The sequence below is a fragment of the Paraburkholderia bryophila genome (assembly GCF_013409255.1).
Taxonomy (GTDB): Bacteria; Pseudomonadota; Gammaproteobacteria; order Burkholderiales; family Burkholderiaceae; genus Paraburkholderia.
Genome location: NZ_JACCAS010000002.1, coordinates 3,344,977 through 3,366,217 on the forward strand (window position 1 = coordinate 3,344,977; position 21,241 = coordinate 3,366,217).

At 61.1% G+C, this 21,241-nt stretch carries 17 protein-coding genes; 9 read left to right on the plus strand and 8 right to left on the minus strand.

Annotation, left to right across the window (positions count from 1 at the left end; genetic code table 11):
• The first annotated feature begins 95 nt into the window (after window positions 1-95).
• Genes GGD40_RS35785 through GGD40_RS35800 form a run of 4 tightly spaced genes read left to right on the plus strand, consistent with a single transcriptional unit; the run spans window position 96 to window position 5,177 of the window.
• The gene (locus tag GGD40_RS35785) at window positions 96-1,238 is read left to right on the plus strand and encodes an HlyD family secretion protein (protein ID WP_257030671.1); all 1,143 of its coding nucleotides are present in this window, start codon (window positions 96-98) and stop codon (window positions 1,236-1,238) included.
• Window positions 1,231-2,853, plus strand: a complete 1,623-nt coding sequence (locus GGD40_RS35790) for an MDR family MFS transporter (RefSeq protein WP_179746899.1) — start codon at window positions 1,231-1,233, stop codon at window positions 2,851-2,853. The genes GGD40_RS35785 and GGD40_RS35790 overlap by 8 nt, the downstream gene beginning before the upstream one ends.
• A 17-nt stretch (window positions 2,854-2,870) precedes the next feature.
• Entirely contained in the window at window positions 2,871-4,334 is a 1,464-nt protein-coding gene (locus tag GGD40_RS35795) for an efflux transporter outer membrane subunit (protein WP_179747161.1), read from the plus strand.
• A 30-nt stretch (window positions 4,335-4,364) separates the two neighbouring features.
• Complete coding sequence (locus tag GGD40_RS35800) at window positions 4,365-5,177, plus strand: SDR family NAD(P)-dependent oxidoreductase (RefSeq protein WP_218901401.1); 813 nt, start codon at window positions 4,365-4,367, stop codon at window positions 5,175-5,177.
• 18 nt (window positions 5,178-5,195) lie between these two features.
• On the opposite strand, the gene GGD40_RS35805 is transcribed toward GGD40_RS35800, so the two are convergent.
• Complete coding sequence (locus GGD40_RS35805) at window positions 5,196-5,624, minus strand: hypothetical protein (RefSeq protein ID WP_179746900.1); 429 nt, start codon at window positions 5,622-5,624, stop codon at window positions 5,196-5,198.
• Between the two features lie 523 nt (window positions 5,625-6,147).
• On the opposite strand from GGD40_RS35805, the gene GGD40_RS35810 reads away from it, so the two are divergent.
• The 3 genes from GGD40_RS35810 (at window position 6,148) to GGD40_RS35820 (ending at window position 8,977) form a co-directional block, all read left to right on the plus strand.
• The gene (locus tag GGD40_RS35810; RefSeq protein WP_179713574.1) at window positions 6,148-7,323 is read left to right on the plus strand and encodes a hypothetical protein; all 1,176 of its coding nucleotides are present in this window, start codon (window positions 6,148-6,150) and stop codon (window positions 7,321-7,323) included.
• A gap of 127 nt (window positions 7,324-7,450) precedes the next feature.
• Window positions 7,451-8,356, plus strand: coding sequence for a hypothetical protein (locus GGD40_RS35815; RefSeq protein WP_179746901.1), 906 nt, complete (start codon window positions 7,451-7,453; stop codon window positions 8,354-8,356).
• Between the two features lie 306 nt (window positions 8,357-8,662).
• Window positions 8,663-8,977 carry a hypothetical protein gene (locus GGD40_RS35820; RefSeq protein ID WP_179746902.1) on the plus strand — a complete coding sequence of 105 codons (315 nt, stop codon included), beginning with the start codon at window positions 8,663-8,665 and terminating at the stop codon, window positions 8,975-8,977.
• Between the two features lie 138 nt (window positions 8,978-9,115).
• Here the strand turns inward: GGD40_RS35820 and GGD40_RS35825 are convergent, their stop codons facing one another.
• Together GGD40_RS35825 and GGD40_RS35830 are read right to left on the minus strand one after the other, a co-directional pair.
• Window positions 9,116-9,364 (minus strand): hypothetical protein, encoded by a 249-nt coding sequence (locus GGD40_RS35825; protein ID WP_035557162.1) that lies wholly within the window; start codon window positions 9,362-9,364, stop codon window positions 9,116-9,118.
• Between the two features lie 500 nt (window positions 9,365-9,864).
• On the minus strand, window positions 9,865-10,074 hold the full coding sequence (locus tag GGD40_RS35830) for a hypothetical protein (protein WP_035557164.1): 210 nt from the start codon (window positions 10,072-10,074) through the stop codon (window positions 9,865-9,867).
• 716 nt (window positions 10,075-10,790) lie between these two features.
• On the opposite strand from GGD40_RS35830, the gene GGD40_RS35835 reads away from it, so the two are divergent.
• Window positions 10,791-12,164, plus strand: a complete 1,374-nt coding sequence (locus GGD40_RS35835; RefSeq protein ID WP_179746903.1) for an MFS transporter — start codon at window positions 10,791-10,793, stop codon at window positions 12,162-12,164.
• Window positions 12,165-12,231: 67 nt separating this feature from the next.
• Window positions 12,232-13,323: a phosphate ABC transporter substrate-binding protein PstS gene (pstS, locus tag GGD40_RS35840; RefSeq protein ID WP_179746904.1), complete on the plus strand. Its 1,092-nt coding sequence runs from the start codon at window positions 12,232-12,234 to the stop codon at window positions 13,321-13,323.
• Window positions 13,324-13,400: 77 nt separating this feature from the next.
• Here pstS and GGD40_RS35845 read toward each other — a convergent pair whose 3' ends face one another.
• From GGD40_RS35845 to GGD40_RS37290, 5 genes are all read right to left on the minus strand, one after another.
• A complete protein-coding gene (locus GGD40_RS35845) occupies window positions 13,401-14,102 on the minus strand; it encodes an AIM24 family protein (protein WP_179713568.1) in 702 nt (233 codons plus the stop codon).
• Between the two features lie 10 nt (window positions 14,103-14,112).
• Window positions 14,113-14,346 carry a DUF2964 family protein gene (locus GGD40_RS35850; RefSeq protein WP_051980799.1) on the minus strand — a complete coding sequence of 78 codons (234 nt, stop codon included), beginning with the start codon at window positions 14,344-14,346 and terminating at the stop codon, window positions 14,113-14,115.
• A 64-nt stretch (window positions 14,347-14,410) separates the two neighbouring features.
• On the minus strand, window positions 14,411-15,811 hold the full coding sequence (locus tag GGD40_RS35855; RefSeq protein ID WP_179713566.1) for an efflux transporter outer membrane subunit: 1,401 nt from the start codon (window positions 15,809-15,811) through the stop codon (window positions 14,411-14,413).
• A 2-nt stretch (window positions 15,812-15,813) separates the two neighbouring features.
• Complete coding sequence (locus tag GGD40_RS35860; protein WP_179713564.1) at window positions 15,814-18,975, minus strand: efflux RND transporter permease subunit; 3,162 nt, start codon at window positions 18,973-18,975, stop codon at window positions 15,814-15,816.
• A gap of 3 nt (window positions 18,976-18,978) precedes the next feature.
• Window positions 18,979-20,730, minus strand: a complete 1,752-nt coding sequence (locus GGD40_RS37290) for an efflux RND transporter periplasmic adaptor subunit (RefSeq protein ID WP_179746905.1) — start codon at window positions 20,728-20,730, stop codon at window positions 18,979-18,981.
• Between the last annotated feature and the right edge of the window lie 511 nt (window positions 20,731-21,241).

Consider the following 21,241-nt stretch of genomic DNA (forward strand, 5'->3'; position numbering starts at 1 on the left):
GAATTGCCCCTACGAGCATCTTCCGAAATATATCACTTGACACAATTTTACCGACTGGAATAATTGTGCCAACCGGAAACAATTGGACCACTTAGATGTCAACCACCGCAGGCTCTCCCTCTCGCGCGACTCCCGCTCACGATCGGCTTACGGCGGGCGCTCGACGTCCCAGTCGGCGAACCGTGCTGATCGCGCTCGGCGTCGTCGCGCTGATTGTCGGCGCGGTCTGGCTCGCCCGCTGGTGGACCGTGGGCCGCTTTATCGAAAGCACCGACGACGCTTATCTGCAGGCCGACAGCGTCACGGTCGCGCCGAAAATCGCCGGCTACGTCACTGAAGTTTACGTCGCTGACAATCAGGTTGTGAAGCCGGGCGATCCGCTCGTGCATCTCGACGCGCGTCAGTATCGGGTGGCGCTCGATCAGGCGCTGGCCACGATCGACGCACGCAAGGCCGACATCGAGCGAGCCCAGGCGGATATCAAACAGCAGCAGTCGAATATCGCGCAGGCCCAGGCGCAGCAGCAGGTGGCGCGCGTGAGCGCCCAGCATGCCGGCGACGAAGTGCGGCGTTACGCTCCGCTCGTCGCGACCGGCGCTGAAACCAGTGAACGGCTGGCGGAATTGACCAGCAGCCGCGATCAGGCCAACGCCACGCTCACGGCGAATTCCGCGGCGGTCGAGGCGGCTCGCTCGCAGATCGGCTCGGCCACCGCGCAACTCGCGCAGGCCCGAGCGCAACTCGAAGCGGCCCAGGCCAGCGCGCAGCAATCGCAACTCGATCTGGACAACACCGTGGTGCGCAGCGTACTCGGCGGCAAGATCGGCGATCGCACGGTACGTGTCGGGCAATACGTGCAACCCGGCACGCGGATGCTGACGGTCGTGCCGGTGCAAAGCACCTATCTGCTGGCCAATTTCAAGGAAACGCAGGTCGGGCAGATGCGGGTCGGTCAGCCGGTGGAAATGCACGTCGACGCGTTACCGGGTCATACGCTGCACGGCGTGGTCGACAGTTTCTCGCCGGGCACCGGCTCGCAATTCGCGCTGCTGCCGCCGGAAAACGCCACCGGCAACTTCACGAAGATCGTGCAGCGGGTGCCGGTGCGGATTCGCATCGACACCGGCGCGGAGACGCGCAGTGTGTTGTTGCCGGGTCTGTCCGTCAACGTGGATGTCGATACGCGTTCGGCGCGCGACCGCGACGAACGGATCGATGCCGAGAACCGTCATGGCTGAGCCGGGCGCCGCAGTGCCCACCACGCCCGCCGCAGCGACCGCAGCCACTGCGCCGCACGCCGAGGAACGCGCCAGCGCCAGCGACTGGATCGCGGTCGCCGCCGGCGCGCTCGGCGCGTTGATGGCCACGCTCGACATCTCGATCACGAACTCCGCGCTGCCGCAAATTCAAGGCGAAATCGGCGCCACCGGTACTGAGGGCACGTGGATTTCGACCGGCTATCTTATGTCGGAAATCGTGATGATTCCGCTCGCCGCGTGGCTCACACGCGTGTTCGGCTTGCGCAATTTCCTGCTGACCAACTCAGTGCTGTTCATTGGCTTTTCGATGATGTGCGGCTGGTCGCACACGTTGCCGATGATGATCATCGGCCGCATCGGGCAGGGCTTCGCCGGCGGGGCGATGATCCCAACGGCGCAGACCATCATCCGCACGCGGCTGCCGCTCTCGCAGATGCCGGTCGGCATGACCGTGTTCGGCCTGACCGTGTTGCTGGGGCCGCTGTTTGGCCCGGTGGTCGGCGGCTGGCTTGCGGAGAACATTAGCTGGAGCTGGTGCTTCTTTATCAATCTGCCGGTCTGTATTGCGCTAATGACTTTGTTGATCGTCGGCCTGCCGTCGGACCGGCCGCATTGGGAAGCGTTTATGAAGGCGGACTGGCTCGGTATCGTCGGGCTGGCGATCGGCCTCAGTTCGCTCACCGTGGTGCTGGAGAACGGTCAACGCGAGCGCTGGTTCGAATCGTCGATGATCGTGACGCTCACCTGTGTCTCGCTCTTCGGCATGCTCCTGATCGCCGCCTCGCAAATGACCGCGAAAAAACCGATTGTGCGTCTGAGCTTGATGCTCAACCCGAACTACGCCAGCGTGATCGTGATCGTCTCCGCGGTCGGCGCGGCGCTGTATGGCGTGTCGTATCTGCTGCCGCAGTTTCTCGGCGTGGTGGCGGGTTACAACGCCGAGCAGGCCGGCGCGATCATGCTGCTGTCCGGGTTGCCCGCCTTCCTGATCATGCCGGTGCTGCCGAAGCTATTGGGCAAGTTTGATTTCCGTGTGCTGGTGATCACCGGGCTGACGTTATACGCGATCAGTTGCATGATCGACATCGACCTGACCGCGCAGAGTGTCGGCCACGATTTCGTGTGGTCGCAACTGATTCGCGGTACTGCGCAGATGCTCGCGATGATGCCGCTCAATCAGGCGTCGATGGCGGCCGTGTCGCGTGAAGATTCGGGCGATGCCGCCGGGCTCTACAACATGGCGCGCAATCTCGGCGGGTCGATTGGTCTCGCGATTATCGGCACCGTGATCGACCGGCGCACGACGTTTCATGCCGCCACGATCCGCGAGTCGGTCAGCGCCAATTCGCTGATCGGTCAGGAGACGCTGGCAGCCAACGCGGCGAACTGGTTCACCCATACGGGAGATATGGCGTACTCGCAAATGCGTGCGCTCGGCCAGCTCGGTGCGCAGATCCAGGTCCAGGCCACCGTGATGACTTACTCGGAAACCTTCTATCTGCTCGGTATCGCGTTGCTTGCCTGCATTCCGCTCGCGCTGCTGTTGAAAACACCGCGCAGGAATGCGCCGCTGCCTTCGTCCGCTGGACACTAATGCTCTTCAATCGCCCCATGATGTCCAACCGTCTTACGTGTTTCGCACTCGCCGCCGTTACGTTGCTGTCCGTCTTGCCGGGCTGCACCGTCGGCCCGGATTATCGCGGTGCGCCGCCGGTCGCGCAGGACGCCCGCAGTAGCGCTACTTTCGTGCGCACGCCGGCTGTCGGGACGACGGCGGCGCCCGCGTCGAACCAGTGGTGGCTCGCCTTCAACGACCCGCAACTGAACGACCTGATCGCCGCCGCGTTCGCGCACAATCCCGACGTCGATGCCGCAAAAGCGCGGCTGCGGGAATCGCGCGCGCAATTGCAGCAGCAACGGGCGAACGAATTGCCGAAACTCTCCGGCGATGCCGCGGCGCTGCGTATGCGTGAGCCCGATCTGAGCACGCTGAACTCGTCGAGCGGTAGCGGCGCGAGTTCGTCGGGAAGAGGGCCGTTGCAGCTTTATACGGCCGGCTTCGACGCCACGTGGGAAATCGATCTGTTCGGCGGCACGCGGCGGGCGATCGAAGCGGCCTCCGCGGATGCCGAAGCGGTCGACGCCGATCTCGCGGACACGCGCGTGTCGCTCGCGGCTGAAGTGGCGCAGGCTTACATCGATCTGCGCGACCAGCAGACGCGGCTCGCATTGGCCCAGCGTCAGGCGGAAACCGAGCAGAAGAGTTTGACGTTGACGCAGCAACGCAGGGCGCGCGGCACGGCGGCGGACGTCGACGTCGAGCGTCTGACCACGCAGGTGGAAAACACGCGCGGCACGTTGACGCCGCTCGACGCCCAAGTGACCGATTCGCTCGACCGCCTCGCCGTGCTGACCGGCCGTGAGCCCGGCGCGCTGGACGCGCAGCTTGCGGATGTGCAGCCGTTGCCGGCGCTGCCCGCTACGGTGGCGATCGGCGATCCGTCGACGATGTTGCAGCAGCGACCCGATATTCGCGCGGCCGAGCGACGCCTCGCGTCGAGCAATGCGCAGATCGGCGAACATGTCGCGGATTTTTTCCCGAAGGTGACACTGCTCGGCGATATCGGTTTCAGTGCGGGCGATCCTGGACATCTCGTGCGCAAGAGCAATTTCAGCTGGATCGGTGCGCCGTATCTGCAGTGGAATGCGCTCGATTTCGGGCGTACGTTGGGCAGTGTGCATGCGGCCGAGGCGTCGCGTGACGAAGCCGAGGCGCGTTACACGAAGGCCGTGCTCGGCGCGTTGCAGGATGCGAATTCATCGCTGTCGCGCTATGGGCATCAGCGTGAGCACGTCGTGACGTTGCAGAAGGTGGAAGCGTCCGCGAGTCATTCGGCCACGTTGATGCGGCAGCGGTATTCGGCGGGAGTGTCGACGTTGATCGATCTGCTGGATACGCAGCGGGAGGAATTTACTGCGCAGCAGAATGTGGTGGCGGGGCAGGCGGAGTTGCTGAAGGACTTTGTTTCGCTGCAGAAGAGTCTTGGGATTGGTTGGGAGGCGCAGCGAGGGTAGGGCGCGATTATTTGAAAAGCGTCCAGTGTCTTGAGCGACTCGATTGATGGGGTACGCTTGCGTTTTGACCAGCGTGAGTTTTCATCGATGAAACTGAAAAACAGAGTCGCCATCGTCACCGGCGCGCAACGCGGCATCGGCTATGCGATTGCGAAGCGCTACCTAGACGAGGGCGCACATGTCGTGCTCGCGGATGTGAACGATGCGCATGACCCGTTGCCGGGTTTGAACGGCGCGCAAGGCACCGCCAGCTTTGTGAAGACAGACGTGAGTGTCGATTCGCAGGTCCGCGCGCTGGTCAGTAAGGCGCTCGAACTGCATGGCCGTGTCGATATCCTCGTGAATAACGCGGGCATCGAATTTGCCAAGACCGTTGTGACAACAACGGAAGACGAGTGGGACCAGTTGATGGCAGTCAACCTCAAGGGTGTTTTTCTCTGCTCACGTGCAGTGATCCCCGTCATGCAGCAGCAAGGCAGCGGCGTGATTATCAACGTGGCGTCCGAACTGGGGCTTGTCGGCGAAGCGGGCGTCGCTGCCTACTGCGCGTCGAAGGGCGGGGTCGTCATGCTAAGCAAGGCGATGGCTATCGATCACGGGCCGCAGGGTATCCGGGTGAATTGTCTGTGCCCGGGGCCGGTCGCGACGCAATTGCTCGAAGACGTCTTTGCCAGCAGCGACGATCCCGAAGGCATGCGTCGAACCTTCGAAAGTCAGACGGTACTTAAGCGCCTTGGGCGGCCGGAAGACATCGCGGCCGCCGCCGCGTTTCTCGCTTCCGACGACGCCGCATTTATGGCGGGGAGCGATCTGGTGGTCGATGGGGGCTGGACCGCGCGGTAGCCAGAAGCACTAATGGCGTTATTCACCGCCCATCGAGCACAGCACCTTGTTGTCGCTAACGACAACGCTTCCAAAGTGCGCGTAGTGGGTATTGCCATTCCATCCGCCCTGAGGCCGAGCGACGGTCACGGCAGAACACTCTACCGGCGAACCTCCCGGCTGTTTGACAGAACCGCGAACGACGTAGTCGCCTGAACAAGAACTGCTGGTTGGAAGCCCCGTTGTGGTGGAATCCGTCACCTGGCCGCTAAAGCCACCAATCTGTGCATTGCCATTCACGCAGAACGCTTTCACGTTCCCGTCTAACGGAACGGGCGATTCAAACGGTCTCGCCACGCCGAAAGCGCTGACGGTGAGATAGTCCGCCCTCTCCTGAGTCTGTCCCTGCTGCGCACCCAGCAATCCCGCCATCAGCATTGCGCAAGCGACAGTCGTTTTGTTCGTCATGATTCGTCCCCGAGTGACGTGCTTCCGTTAGTAAGAATGCCCGAAAATTTTCACACACGCAGGCGTGCTGCTGAACGAATACGAATATTTCAAATCATTACTTTTATGCGCGTCTTCGTCATTTTTCGTGGCGAACTGGGCCTCTCTCCAGCCGCCTAAGTTCGGCCGCCGTGCGTTACTCCTTTAAACAAGAGGCATCAGGCATGCTAAACAAATAATGCGGCATGATTAGTACGCTGAATGAATAAACGGCGATAGTTGCGCCCGTACGATGCCTCCGTCTACCTGCTAACAATGGTAGGTATTAACGAACGCTCTTCCAGCGCAGATTTGCAAAAAAATTGACGTCGCAAGTGACTTGAATGCGACTCAAACGAAAGGAGACCGTCAATCATCGAGTGGGCCGCCCGGTCACACGCAGTTCCCTTTATTCGGCGAGCGAACCCCTTCGTCACGTGCGATTCCGTCGTCAAGCGAACGGACTCCTTGGTCACGCGCAGTTCCCTTTACCTGAGAGGCTCACATGGCAACCCCGTCAAATTTTGTCGATCTGCAGGCCGGTTTTTATAACGCACTGGCCCAAGGGCTTGGTTATAGCAATCAGGATCCGTTCCAGATTATTCAACCCTCGCCGCCGCTCACGGGAGGCGACGACGCTGACGAACTGCTCTGGGCGTATCTGAACAATTTGCCGGTCGCTTCATTGACCCAGAACACGCAGTTCTCGGGCGGAAATCAATTTCTCGCCGACTATCAAGGCGTCATGTCCGCCTTGCAGTCCGCGCCGAATAATTTCCAGTCGACCATCGGCCCGACCTGCTGGGCCGCCTACCAGCAGGCGCTTAAAGACCACGAAGTCAAAACCGGTGCCGTCGCGTTCCGTAACTGGGCGCTTTACTGTCAACCGTGTTCCGCTAACGCAACGTCGGGCGCATCCGCGCTGGCCGCCGCCATGCTCGATCCGGTTTTTGCGGCGCAGATGAACGTGACACCGTACAAACCCGTGGGCGACGAACCGGTGACGTTCTCGCCAGGCTACTCGAAGATGCTCACGTTGCTGAAGAAAGCGCCGAGCCGTTCGTTCGAAGTGAGCGCAAGCAATTGGCAGACCGACGTCTCGAAGACGTGGACCCAAGGCTCCACCTCGGGCTTTTTCGGCTTGTGGGGCGGCAGCAGTTCGTCGTCGTCGATCAGCGAGAAATTCGCGTCGGGCGGCGTGTCGGTCAAAGCCTCGTTCGACAACGTGCTGCCGTTCAACGCCACGCCGGGCGACTGGTACAGTTCCTCGGCGTTCGGCATGGCGTTCAACAACCCCGGTAAGGCGCCATGGACGTCGAACAACCCGATTACCTGGGACACGACCTTCGGCAAGAACGGCAACATGCAGCGGTTCGCCTCGAGCCTGCTGATTGCCAACAAGATGAACATCTCGGTCGTGTCGGCGGCGCAGTACAGCCAGGAGGAGCAAAGCCAGATACAGAGCAATCAGGGCAATGGCCTGTGGCCGTTCTATTCCTCCGGCAGCTCGGGCGGTTCCAGCACGAGTGCGTCATTCGACAAGGACGGCCGGATGACGGTGACCATCACGAGTAAAGCCAACGTGCCGATCGTGATCGGCTGCATCGTGCTGACGGCTGGCCAGTATCTCGGACATGAAGCGCTGGCATCGAAGCGTTTGATCGAGGAGTTCTACAGCTAGCACTCGCCATTGGCCGTCTCACGGTCTCGACATGCCCGCCGTGCCGATTACGGCGGGCATGTCGTATGGCGCCGCACGGGATCCTTGCGTTTCCCGTGCTTTTTCCAAGCGGGCGAGGGGAGCAATCATGACGTCGTTTGTCGATCTACAACAGCAATTTGCCAAAACCGAGTTTGCTGCGATTGGCCTCGATCCCAGTCGGGGGCAGGTATTTCAGCCGGCTGCTGCACTGACCGCGGACGATAGTGTTTTGTGGTCGTACCTCGATACTATTCCCGGTGCGCCGCCGATTTTCTCGTCTGCGGGCGGCGGGAGCGGCGAGACCTTTTTTCAGGCGTACTCGGCGTTGATCAACTCGTTGATCGCCGGGACCAATCCGCTCGATCCGATCAAGGCCGCGAAGCAGCGCCTGACCAATTGGGGGGACAATCCCCCAGCCTGGAGCGTTGGGGTTGCCGGTCTGGCCCGTCAGCTCCATTCGGCATCGACGATCAGCTTTGGTTTTTCCAATGATGCCGTCGCCGACCCGGCGTTCTGGGGCCTGTGGAGCAATAGCGAACCGGCAGCCGGGCCAAGCGTCTCGTTCGCCTCGGGCAACGTGTCGGGGCAGTTCAAGTTCAAGAATGCGTTGTTGTTTGCGCCTGCGCCAGCGGACTGGTACGTATCGTCCGCGCTTTCACTGGCGCATGCCACGAAGACAGGGAATCCGTGGAATCCCGATTCGCCGATCAACTGGCAGACGACCTTCGGTCCGAACGGCAATATGCAGTCGTTCGTGGGCGGCCTGTACGTCGTGTCCGGGCTGAATATTCAATTCACGTCGAGCACGGCATTCAGTAAGGCCGATCAGCGCGTGATCAGCGAGGCCGGGAGTCAAGGGATGTGGCCGTACTATCTCGGCATCAGTAACGCCATTACCAAGGTGCAGTTCGTTCCTCAAGGTCAGATGACGGTTTCCGTCATGAGCGGGGCGAATGTGCCTATCGTTATCGCGGCATCGGTGTTGTCTGCGACGCAGTATCTGGGGGGATGAGGACGCTGTTGAGGGATACCGTTCCGCGATTCGCGATTCGCGATTCGCTGTGGGCCGAGCAGGTGTTTTTAGGCGAAGCTGGGCGGTAGCCACACGAAATGGCGACGCGGGTTGTTTGCGATTGCTCTTGGTGGATGATCTGTGTGGTTAGCTATGTAATTTGACATAAGATAAATTATCAACCATCTGTCTGTCAGAGCTTTTTAGAAATGTCCGGTTCTGGCTCATTAGAAATGTCCGGTTTCCTGCTCCGGGCTGACGGCTGTGGCGCATGCTGCGGCAACACAGCCAGCCCGGAGCCAGACCATGAACGGACGTGGATTCATCACGATCAGCATGCACGAGCTCGAGCGTGTGAAGATCATCGAGGCGGTCGTCCAGCATCGCCTGACGATCGTCCTGGCGGCTGAACGGCTGCAGCTATGCGTGCGTCAGGTCGAGCGGCTGGTGCACTTTTGTTCAGGCGCGAGGAAAAACGGCCAGTTGGATCTCTGGGGTCTAAATTTCGAGCAATGGATAAAACTTCCACTTCCGCGCATGGGTATAACGCATTGGGTTTGTCCAGTCGTTAATTCCAGCGATTCAAACAAGGTGGCCTTGAGACTGACCGCTAAAAAATGACCACAACCCATCACTGAAGATTTGCTGTGGCCACATGTTCTGGCTAAAAAACGCTGATGTAAATATTTATGAAAAGTCGCGACACCAAATCACGCAAATTTTTTGCGCAGACATTTTCATTTACATCAATGCAGAATATCAGCCACGGTGCCAAACAGTGTTGTTCGACCACAGCAACTTACCGTCAGTCGCCAGAACACCCGTTTTAGGCGGTTGATCGTCAGTGAAATTGACCGTCAAAACCGGGGCGCCCAGGTTTGAGCTATAGCCTTGAAAGGGGCCGCGGCCGCCTGAGTACTGAACGGAAACAACGTCCCAGGCACCGGTAATCGTAATTTTTGTGTTGTTGCCGTCGATCCACTGTCCTGCAAATGTATTTGCACTCATGTCTTTATCCTCGGAATGGCCTCTCACATGAACCAGCGAATTATTGAAGTGAGTAGGCGTCTTCAATATGCAACTGGAAGGCGTTGCCCCGTTAAGCGTGGCGCCAAAAAATCCATAATAAATAAAAAGGACCTTCGTGGCTCGCTAATAATGGACTGCTGCATTTTCCAAGTAAACAAAATTATGAGTAAAATATGGTATCGGCATAAAAATGTGAAATTAAATTATTCAACCCGATTATTCTATGCCTGATAGATTGATAATCTCGTGCCAACTCGCCCGGTTCAACTGGAGTCCACTATTTCCGATCTGATGAACTCACTTTGTCACAGGCTTGTCACTGACATCGTGAATCAATTAGCCGAAGTCAAAGGTGCTGGAAAATATCGCCAGGAGTTGGTGAAGATCGATTGCCAGATCTAGCAACTGGATTGGCGTCTCGCGGATCTGCCGGCCGACGATGGCGCGGCGACAACCGTCGCGGGGATGCCGACCAAGCGTCAGACAAACACATTGATAATCCCGCCAATCAAACCCACCACAGGCGCAACCGCTGCAACCGCCGCTGCAACATGGACCACGTCGCCGGCGATACGGTCCACTGTTTGAACGAAATTCGAATTTGACGACGGCGCCCGCTGGTTCGACGACGACGTCGTCCATTGATTTGATGCTGCGACTGCGGAGCTTGCAAGGGAACCGATATTCACGCACACCTCCAGTGAGATCAAACAAGGGAGAACATGTTGGCAGCCTGCATGACGACATTCAGTGCTTACCGACCCGTAACACCCGTTACTTCAAATAAGCGTGGCTTGCCGGCCTCGCCACCCTCGCCGGCCCGTCCAGGTTTGACATCACTGCGACCCAGCACTCGAATCGCAGCCCATGCAGCCCTGATTCATCAGACGCTGGAATCATATGAAACATTTTCCTTTCCGGCAAGTAAGCGGTTGTGAGAGATTTGGTAAGGAAATGGAAGTACTTTTGATAGAAGTACGGTAGCGCGCGTTGAGGTTTTCTCCACGTCACCGCCATCATTACGGATTCCAGATTATTCGGTTTCATCTACCTTCTCTCGCTATTCACACCGCTGAACAAAACACTTCACCAACGCAAAGCCCCCTCTTCTACCCTCGCCGCGCCCCACCGCCATCTGAACGACCCTCGCGAGCGTCACGATACCGTCACGAAATCAACGCCACACTGCGGCTCTCAACTGCGGCCGCTTCAACTCACCTCATGTTCCACACAACGCTGGTTAAACGCGAATCACCGCTGCAACAGTAATCATCTGACCAGGAGCTTACGTATGCACGACATGGCGGCTACGGACGACTTGCAAAAAGCAACAGTCAAGTCGGTTCAGGAGTACATCGACGAGCGGCCGATGTGGGCAGACGGAACACGCCTTCCTTCGAGCCCGATGACAAAAATGCAGTGGCGCATCTGGTCACTCGCCGCGGCTGGAAAGTTCTTTGAAGGCTTCGTCGTGTTTATGACCGGTGTGGCGTTGCCGCTGATCTCACGCGAGTTCGGCATTGGCGCGGCACAGAACGGCTTTATCAGTGCGGCGAGCTTGTGCGGCATTCTGGTTGGCGCGGTCGGACTGGGTGGCATGTCCGATCACTTCGGACGCAAACGCATGTTCATCGTCGAGATGATCATCTTCGTCGCGTTTCTCGTGCTGCTGGTGTTCTGCACCAATTTCGTTTCGCTGGTGGTGTGTCTGTTCGGTCTGGGCGTGGCGCTCGGTTGCGACTATCCGACCGCCCACATGATCATCTCCGAAAGCATTCCGAGCACGAGTCGCGGCAAGCTGGTGCTGGCCGCGTTTGCCTTTCAGGCCGTCGGCGCGCTGGCGGGAACGGGCGTGGGCTTTCTGGTGCTGTCGATGGTGCCGACGCTCGACGCGTGGCGCTGGATGTACGGCACGGCGATTTTCCCAGCATTGCTGGTGACGATCGGGCGCTTCTACATCACCGAGAGTCCCAACTGGCTGCACATACGCGGCGCGACCGATCGTGCGGAACTGGCCGCTCGCCGGCTGCTGGTTCGTTCCCCGCAGTATCCCGCCGAGATCGTCCTCGCGCGCGAATTCGTCGTGGTCGGCAAAGGCGAGCACGACAAAGGCAGCTTCCTCGCGCTGTTCGAACGGAAGAACCTGCGCGCGACGATCTTCGCTTCCGCGCCCTGGTTCCTGCAGGATCTGGGCACCTACGGCATCGGCATCTTCACGCCGACCATTCTCGCCACGGCGTTCGGCGCCAAGCCCGATCACGTGCGCAGCATCGCCGATCTGATCCTTAACGATATCCTCGCCGCAAAGGGCGCCGCGCTGATTACGGCCTTGCTGATCATCGGCATCATGTTCGCGGTTGCGCTGGCGGACAAGTTCGGGCGGATCTGGCTTCAGGTCGTCGGCTTCGTCGGCTGCGCGGTCGGCCTGCTGATCGCGTCGTTCTCCGACAGCTTCGACGGTACGGCGAAAACCGCGATGATTTTCGCGGGCTTCATGCTCTTCAATTTCATGACCAATCTCGGACCGAACGCGCAAACCTATCTACTCGCGGGCGAAGTCTTCCCCACCGCGATCCGCGGAACGGGTGCGGGCTTCGCAGCGGCGGTCGGCAAGATCGGCGCGGTCGCCACGGCGTTTCTGTTTCCGATCCTGCTCAACAGCATCGGCACGGGTCCGCTCCTTTACATCCTGGTGGGTACGTCGCTCGTCGGCGCCGTGGTCACGTGGCTGTTCCGTATCGAAACGAATGGGGTGAACCTCGATCAGATCGGCCGCTAATCGTACGCGGTCGTCTAACGGCACGCGATTGATGCAATGTTTTCCCAACAAGGCGACGGAGACTCGCATGGCTCACCCGCGTAACAGGCAGGGATTCTGGTTAAAGTGGCGCAACTTCGCAGGATGGACGTTCGGCGCAGCGACCCTCACCGTGCTGGTCAGTACCCCTGGTCTGGCACAGGAGATGACCCTCAACGAAACCGGCTCGACGCTGCTGTATCCGCTTCTTACGACTTGGGTCGCGCAATACGCCAAGTCGCATCCCGGCGTTCAGATCAATATCGGCGCCACGGGTTCCGAGGCGGGTGTCCAACAGGTGATCGCGGGCAAGGTGAATATCGGCGCCTCGGACGCCTACATGTCGGACGCGGAGATCAAACACAATCCGCGGATCATCAATGTGCCGCTGGCTATCGCTGCCCAGTCGATCAACTACAACGTGCCGGGGCTCAATGCGATCCATCTGAAGCTGGACGGCCCGACGCTTGCCGGCATTTATTCGGGTACCGTGCGTTCGTGGGACGCGCCGCCAATCGCAGCGCTCAACCCCGGTGTGTCACTGCCTCATCACGCGATCGTGCCGATCCGTCGCGCGGAAGGTTCGGGCGACACTTTCGTGTTGACGCAATTCCTGACGTTCTCAACGCCTTCGTGGGAGAGCGATCACGGTTATGGCACAACGATCTCATGGCCCAGCGTGCCTACGGGCATAACGGCCACGGGCAATGCGGGTATGGTGAAGTCGATCCAGTCGACTGACTACTCGCTTGGCTATGTCGGCGGGAGCTATAGCGATAGCATCGCCCAGGCGAAAATCGGCACGGCGGCGCTGAAGAATGGCGCGGGCGAATTCGTCTTGCCGACCCGCGATACGATCATGGCCGGCGCTGCTTCGCTCGGTGCGCGCACGCCGTCCGACGAGCGCCTGACGCTGGTATTCGCGCCCGCTAGCGGCGCTTATCCGCTCGTGAACTACGAGTACGCCGTCGTCTCCACCCAGCAATCCAACCCGGCAACCGCCGCCGCGATTCGTCGCTTTCTGCTCTGGACGATCCTGCCGTCCGAGGGCAACGAGGCGTGGCTGACCGGCGCGCACTTTATTCCGTTGCCGCCGCACACGTGGGAATTGAGTCAGGCGCAGATCCAGTCGATCAAATGAAAAAAGCCCTGCGCGACGCGCCGGATTGACACACCGGCGCGTCGCTAGTGCAGCGCTAATGTGCCACTACGCGAGGCCTATCGATCCGACGTCGAGTTGTTGAGGTACATGGATTGAATCCCCACGCGCCCCGGGCCCGTGAACCGGTTCACGATGAAATTGACGCCTGCGCCAAAGAGGCCACTGGTTAATCTGTCGACCACCGTATCCATCTTGACCTGCGGATCCTTGTAAAGCCATCCGCCGGGTTCGACGTCGATGGTCTCGCCGGCCGCCAGCACCTTCTCGAACACATTGCCATAGCCATGGAGCCAAAGAACCCCTTCGCCGCCGTGTCCGTGGAACTTGTCGATAAAGAAACCGGTTTGGCCGAACAGCATGTTGGTGATGCCGCGAATCCGTTCGAACGTGTATTCCACGTTGCCGGTCGCGGCCAGAAACTGATGCTCGCGCACATGCAATTCCTCACCCGCGCGCAGATGGATCGGCACGATGTGACCGGCGCCGTCGCGACTGAACGCGATGATGCCATCGCCGCTCGCCTCCGTAATGAACACCTGCATGCCGGCGAGCATCCGCTTCACAGCGCCTTTGACGGGCCGGATGCCAATGCGCACATTCGAGTTCTTCCACAACAGAATGTGATGCTCGAAGTAGACCGGCTGCCGGGATACGTCGACCGAGAGCACCGGCACCAGCTCGCCGCCAATGTGATAGGTGACGCCGCCGAACGTTTCGTCCGCCGCGGCCGTCGGCAGAAGCCGGGGCAATTGATTCATGAGTTTCCCTTCACTCGTTAGCCGACACGAAAAGCATCGAAATATAAAGAATCGTCGACACCACGATAATCGCCACGCCGACCAGTACCTTCACGCGATTGAACTCCAGCCCGCCGTCGATCGCCACGGCAATGCCCACCACCGCCGACAACGTACCAATTGCCGCGAGCAGAACATGCACCTTGCTACGAATCAGCTTTCTGCGTTCGGGCGGGAATCGGTCTTTCAAAGAGTGATGTTCCATTCGAAGCTCCTTCGTGCGGAATGGTACGGGACCATACGGGACCGTGGCGCAGGCTCACCGCACACTACTGCGTGGTGTTCACCGTCCAGCCATAGCCCAGTGCCTTATACAACGCCACAATCTGCGCAAGCTGCTGGTCCTGCAACTGCGACTGCTGCAACTGCGCCGCGAAAAGATTGCGTTCGGCGTCGAGTACTTCCAGATAGCTCGTATAGCCGCCCTCGTACAGATCATGGGCAAGCGACGTGTATTGAACCAGCGCCTCGACCTGCTGATTGGTCGCCTTCAACTGATCGCGCGTACTCGTCACGCCGACGAGCGCGTTCTCCACGTCCGCGAACGCCGACTGGATCGTCTGCTGATAGCTGAATAACGCTTCCTGCTGCTGCGCCTCGGCCGTGCGTACCGAGCCGGCAATTGCACCGCCGGTGAAAATCGGCTGCGATATCGCGCCCGCGAACGACCAGATGCGTGCGGGTCCGGTCCACAGTCCGGACAGCGCGGTGCTTGCCGCGCCGAACAGCCCCGTCAGCGATATCTCCGGAAAGTATTGCGCGCGCGCCGCGCCGATCGAGGCATTCGCGGAGACCAACGCCTGCTCGGCCTGCAGCACATCCGGCCGCCGTTCGAGCAACGACGACGGCAGTCCCGCCGGAATCGCGGGCGCCGTTAATTGCGTGAGCGGCTTGCCGCGCGGAATCGGCCCCGGGTTGTCGCCGAGCAGCAGCGACAACGCGTTTTCCTGCTGCGCGATCTGTTGCTCGAACGCATACACCGAGGTCTGCGCCGATTGAAACTCCGACTTCGCCTGACTCACCTGGAGTTGCGAAACCACCCCACCGCCGAAACGCTCCTGAAACAGCGCGAGCGCGTCCGAGCGGCTGGACAGTGTCGATTTCGCGATCTCCAGCCGTTGATCGAGATCGCGCAACTGCAGATAAGCGGTCGCCACGCTAGCGATCAACGCAATACGTGTGGCCTGCTGCGCGGCCTGAGTGCCGAGATAGTCGGCACGCGCGGCTTCGGTCATGCGCCGCACCCGGCCGAACAGATCGATCTCCCACGACGCCATCACGTCGAGTTGCACCTGATTGCCGACAGCCGGCGGATAACCCGGCGCGGGCACGCCGCGGCTGCGGCCACCGGCCAGGTTCGCGCCGACTTGCGGGAACAGTCCGGCGCGCGTCGTCATCAAGCGGCCGTAAAACTCGTCGACGCGTGCGGCCGCGATCGAGAGATCCTTGTTCTGCGCCAGCGCCCGCTCGATCAGCGAGTCGAGCACGGGATCGTTGAACTGGCTCCACCATTGCAGCGCGGATGGGTCGACCACTTCGGCGTCCGGCGCGGCGTAACGGAACGACGCCGGCGTTGCCACCTCCGGCCGATGATAGTTGGGCCCAACCGTGCAGCCGGCCAGCCAGCACGCGCAGACCACCGGGGCGAGACGACGCAGCGAGGGTCTCATGCTCAACCCTCCTTCGGCCCGGGCACAACGGGCGGCTCGGCGGCCGGCTCAGGTTTGCCCTTGCGTCGCGACGACAGCGTTTCGAAGCCCCAGAAGAACATCGGAATAAAGAACAGGGCGATGACGGTCGCGCCGAGCATGCCGAAGATCACGCCGGTGCCGAGCGAGCGGCGGCTCGCGGCCGACGCGCCGCTCGCGATCGCCAGCGGCACGCAGCCGAGAATGAACGCGAGCGACGTCATGATGATCGGCCGCAAACGCAGTTTGGCGGCCTTCAACGCGGCGTCGTAAGGCGACAGGTTCTCTTTCTCGCGCATCTCGACGGCGAATTCGAAGATCAGAATCGCGTTCTTCGCCGCGAGCGCGATCAGCACGGTCAGACCGATCTGGAAGTACACGTCGTCTTCCATGCCGCGCAGCAGAATGCCGATCAGCGCGCCGAATAGCGCGAACGGCACCGCGAGTAGCACGCCGATCGGCAGCGACCACTTCTCGTATTGCGCCGCGAGAATCAGGAACACCATCAGCAACGCAAACGCGAACACCGCGGCGGCGGTCGAGCCGGCCTGTTTCTCCTCGTAGGCCTGGCCGCTCCACGCATAGCTGTAGCCCTCGCCCAACACTTCCTGCGCGGTCTGCTCCATCGCGGCGAGCGCGTCGCCCGAACTGTGCCCGGCCGCGGCGTCGCCGGTAATCTTGGCGGCCGGGAAATTGTTGAAACGCGTCACGATGTCCGAGCCCGGCACGAAACGGAACGTCGTGACCGCCTTGATCGGCACCATGTCGCCGCTGCGATTACGCACATAGAGTTGCTGGATGTCGTCGGGCTGCGTGCGGTATTGCGGCTCGGCTTGCACGATCACCTGGAAGAGCCGGCTGCTCTTCGGAAACTGACTCACATACGCCGAACCGAACATGGTTTGCAACGCCGAGTAGATATCCTGCACCGGCACGCCGAGCGATTCCGCCCGCTCGCGGTCCACCTCGACCAGCAGTTGCCGCGAGTGCGTGTTGATAGTCGAGTTCACGCCGCGCAGCGCCGGGTTCTGGCGCGCCTTCGCAATGAACGCGCGCACGCGTTCTTCGAGGTCCTGGTAGCTGCCGTCGCCAGTGCTTTGCAGCCAGAACTCGAATCCGCCGGTCGTGCCGAGACCCGGAATAGACGGTGGATTCAACGGCACCACCACGCCGTCCTTGTAACCGGCAAAGGCCTTGTTCGCGTCGCGGATCAGGTCTTCCGCGGTGCCGTTGTCACCGCGGTCCTTGAAACCCTTCAACGTGATGAACAAGGTGCCCGCGTTCGACTTGTACTGCGAATCCACGAGACTGTAGCCGATTGGCGCCGCGACCGATTTGACCGCCGGCTGCTTGGCGAACCATTGCTCGGCACGCTGCGACAGATCGCCGGTGCGGTCGAGGCTGGCGGCGTCGGGCAGCACGACCGCGCCGAGCAGATAGCCCTGATCCTCAGTCGGCACGAACGACGAAGGAATGTGCTTGAAGAGCCCGCCGGTCGCGATGATCATCACGACGATCAGCAGGATCGACACCACGACACGGCGAATCGCGAGCTGCACCGCGCGGCCGTAGCCTTCGGTCATGCTCTCGAAACGCTCGTTGAACCAGAGGAAAAAGCGGTTCTTCTTTTTCGTTTCCGGTTTGAGCAGGATCGCGGCGAGCGCCGGCGACAAGGTCAACGCCACCACGCCCGACAGTACGACCGATACCGCAATCGTCACCGCGAACTGCTTGTACAACTGCCCGGTAATGCCCGACAGAAACGCCACCGGAATGAACACCGCGAGCAGCACCAGCACGATTGCGATCACCGGTCCGGTGACTTCGTCCATGGCGTGTTTGGCGGCTTCTTTCGGCGGCAGACCGAACTCGGTCATGTTGCGCTCGACGTTTTCGATCACGACGATCGCGTCGTCCACCACGATGCCGATCGCGAGCACCATGCCGAACAGCGTCAGCATGTTGATCGAAAAACCGAACGCCATCATGCCGATGAAGGCGCCGAGAATCGACACCGGCACCGCGAGAATCGGCACGAGCGTCGCGCGAAAACTCTGCAGAAAAATGAACACCACCAGAATCACGAGAATCACCGCGTCGCGCAACGTATGCACGACCTCGCCGATCGACTCCTGCACGAACTCGGTCGTGTCGAGCGCGACCTCGTATTTGAGGCCGGGCGGAAAGCCCTTCTGCATCCGTTCGAGGGTCTGGCGCACCTCTTTCGCGACCTGCAGTGCGTTGGCGCCCGGTTGCTGGTACACGGCGATCAGCGTGGCGGTTTTGCCGTTATAGCGGCCACGCAGCGAATAATCTTTCGCGCCGAGCTCGGCGTGGCCGATGTCCTTGATGCGCACCGTCGATGCATCGCCCGAACCAGCGCGCAGAATGATGTTGTCGAAGTCGGCGGGTTCGGTCATCCGGCCTTTGGTGGCGACCGGGAAAGTCTGCTGCACGGGCCCGTTGGTCGGCGACTGGCCGAGGCGGCCGGCGGAAAACTGCTGGTTCTGGTTGCTGACGGCCTGCTGCACGTCGGCGACGGTGATGCCGAGCTTCGCCATCCGGTCAGGCTTGATCCAGATCCGCATGGCGTAGTCGGCCGAGCCGAAGATCGACGCCTGATTCGCGCCCGGAATCCGCTTCAACGCGTCGAGCACGTAGACGTTCGCGTAGTTCGCCACGTACGACTGGTCGTAGGTGTTGTCCGGCGAATAGATCGCGATCACCATCATGAACGCCGACGAGCGCTTCTGCACCGAGACCCCTTGCGCGGTCACCGAATCGGGCAGCGTCGGCAGCGCCAGATTCACGCGGTTCTGCACGTCCACCTGCGCGAGCGACGGGTCCGTGCCGGTCTTGAAGTACGCGGTGAGCGTCATGTTGCCGGTCGATGAACTCGACGAGTTCATGTACATCATGTTGTCCGCGCCGTTGACCTGCTGCTCCAGCGGCGCGGCCACGTTCTGCGCGACGACTTCGGCGCTCGCGCCAGGATAGGTCGCGCTGACGGTGATGGTCGGCGGCGCGATGTCGGGAAACTGCGCGATCGGCAAATTGAACATCGCGACCGTGCCGGCCACCACGAGGATGATCGACACCACCGACGCAAAAATCGGCCGGTCAATAAAGAAATGGGCGAACTTCATCGCTCAGCCTCCGGTCGTGGGGCTGAGGGTGACATCGACGCGGCGCGATTTGCCGGGCGCGTCGGTGGCGACAATGCGTGCGGGGCGGTGCATGTCGATCCGCGCGACGTCCACGCCCGCGACGATCAGCGCGGAGCGCACGGTTGCGGCGCGCGCGGCGGCCAGTTTGACGTTGTCGGCGTAGGAGCCGGTGGCGTCGGTGTAGCCGGAAATCGCCACGCGCGCGCCGGGCGATGACGCGAGTTGGCGCGCCACGGCGGCTAGCGTGTCGGCGGATTCACGGTCGAGACTTGCGCTGCCGACGGCGAAGAAGAGTTCGGTGTGGGCGGGTTGTGTCGCGCCGGCTGCCGTGGTGTTTGCCTGAGCACTGGAGTTGCCGTTGGCGCTGTTGGTGCCGCTAGTGCCGTTGCCCGCTGCGCCCGCTGTGGCGGCACCGCCTGCGGCGCCGGCCGTCGCGCTGGTGCCGGATTGAGCCGCGCCACCCTGCGCCCCCGCCCCTGCACCGTTTTGACGCGCCGCCCCGGTCGTTGCGCCCGCACCCGATTGATCTGCGGCTTTGCCGCCGCCCCCGGCCGTTCCACCCGCCCCACCCGCGATAGCCGCGATATTCACGCTCGCGGCCGGCAACGGTACCACACGCGCATTCACCGCCGCCCCCGGCATCAATCGCATCGCATTGTCGATCACCACCCGATCGCCCACCTGCAGGCCGGAATTGACGACCCAGTCGTTACCATTCCATTCGCCCGCTTCGATCGCGCGTTGCTGCGCCTTGCCGTCTTTATCGACGGTCCACACATATTCACCGCGCGGTCCCTGCATGACCGCGCCCTGCGGCACGGCGACCGCCGCGCTGCGCTGCGCACCGAGCAGCTTGATCCGCACGAACTGGCCAGGCCGCAATGAACCGGCCGGGTTCGGCACGGCGGCGCGAATCAGATACGTGCCGGTTTCCGAACTCAACGCCGCGTCCCGGAACGCGATATGGCCGCGCTGCGGATAGATGCTGCCGTCGGCCAGCACGATCACCGCTTCGAGATCGCCGAGCGGCGGCAGCTTCAGCGTGCCGTTCGCGGTCTGCGCCCGCAATTGCAGCATCTCGTTCTCGGACAGCGAAAAATTGATCCACATCGGATCGAGCTTGGCGACGTAAGTCAGCAGACTGTTGGACGAGTCGATATACGAACCGTCCTGCTTCTTCGCGAAGCTCGACAAGCCGGTGACCGGCGCGGTGATGGTGGTGTAGCCGAGATTCAGATTCGCGCTGGTGACGTTGGCGCGCGCCTGTTCGAGCGCGGCGGCGGCGGCCTGCTGCTGGCCGACCGAATCGTCGAGGTCTTTCTGGCTCAACGCATTCTTCGCGACGAGCGGCCGCACGCGATTGAGATTCGCCTGCGCCGTATCGAGCCGCGCTTTCTGCTGCGCCATCTCGGCGCGCGCGGCGTCGAGCGCCGCTTCGAACGGCTTGCGGTCCATCACGAACATCACATCGCCCTGATGAACCATCGCGCCTTCCTGGTAGACGCGCTTCTCCAGGAAGCCGTTCACACGCGCGCGGATCTCGACCTGTTGCGAACTCTCGGTCTGGCCGACGTAGTCGAACGGCACGGGTACATCGCGCAGTGCGACCTCGACCACGTCGACGTTGACCGGCGCTCGCGCGGCTTCCGGCGCCTGTTTGTCGTGGCAGCCACTCAGCGTCGCCAGCACCGTAATGGCGAGGCCAGTGGTAAAGACGTGCAACGCTCGCATCATCGTGATCTCCGTCGGCAAAGCGGCTGGACCGTGGTGCACGGACGCCGGGACGCAATCGCGCTACGCCGCGGCGTGTGGCCCGTGCGTGCGCGTGGAACGATCTTGATACTGCGCTGCAGCGTCAGGGATTACGCACGAATGTGCGTGTTCTCGACGTGGAATCCGTCTGCGGACCAATTCGCTTCCGCTCGTTAAAAACGGACAAACGTGGAGCGTCCTGTCGTTCAGCGACGACTCACGGCCTATGACAAAGCCGTTAAAGCGACCGCAATAAACGGGTGAACCGCATCGAAATGAAGGGAGGCAAGCTGCACGGATGAGTGCGGCGCCAGCAAGCGTGTTCCGGGTGACTCGTCAACTGATGCATACGTGCTCCTTATTTTTCTAGCAGTATGTCAATCGGATATCCAGTACCGCTGCACTGAGGTTAGAAAGCAATGGCCAATTGCCCGGGAATGTGTCGTGCGTTTTCCCACCTGTGCGCGCAGGCAGTGTAGCACCGCTAATCGAA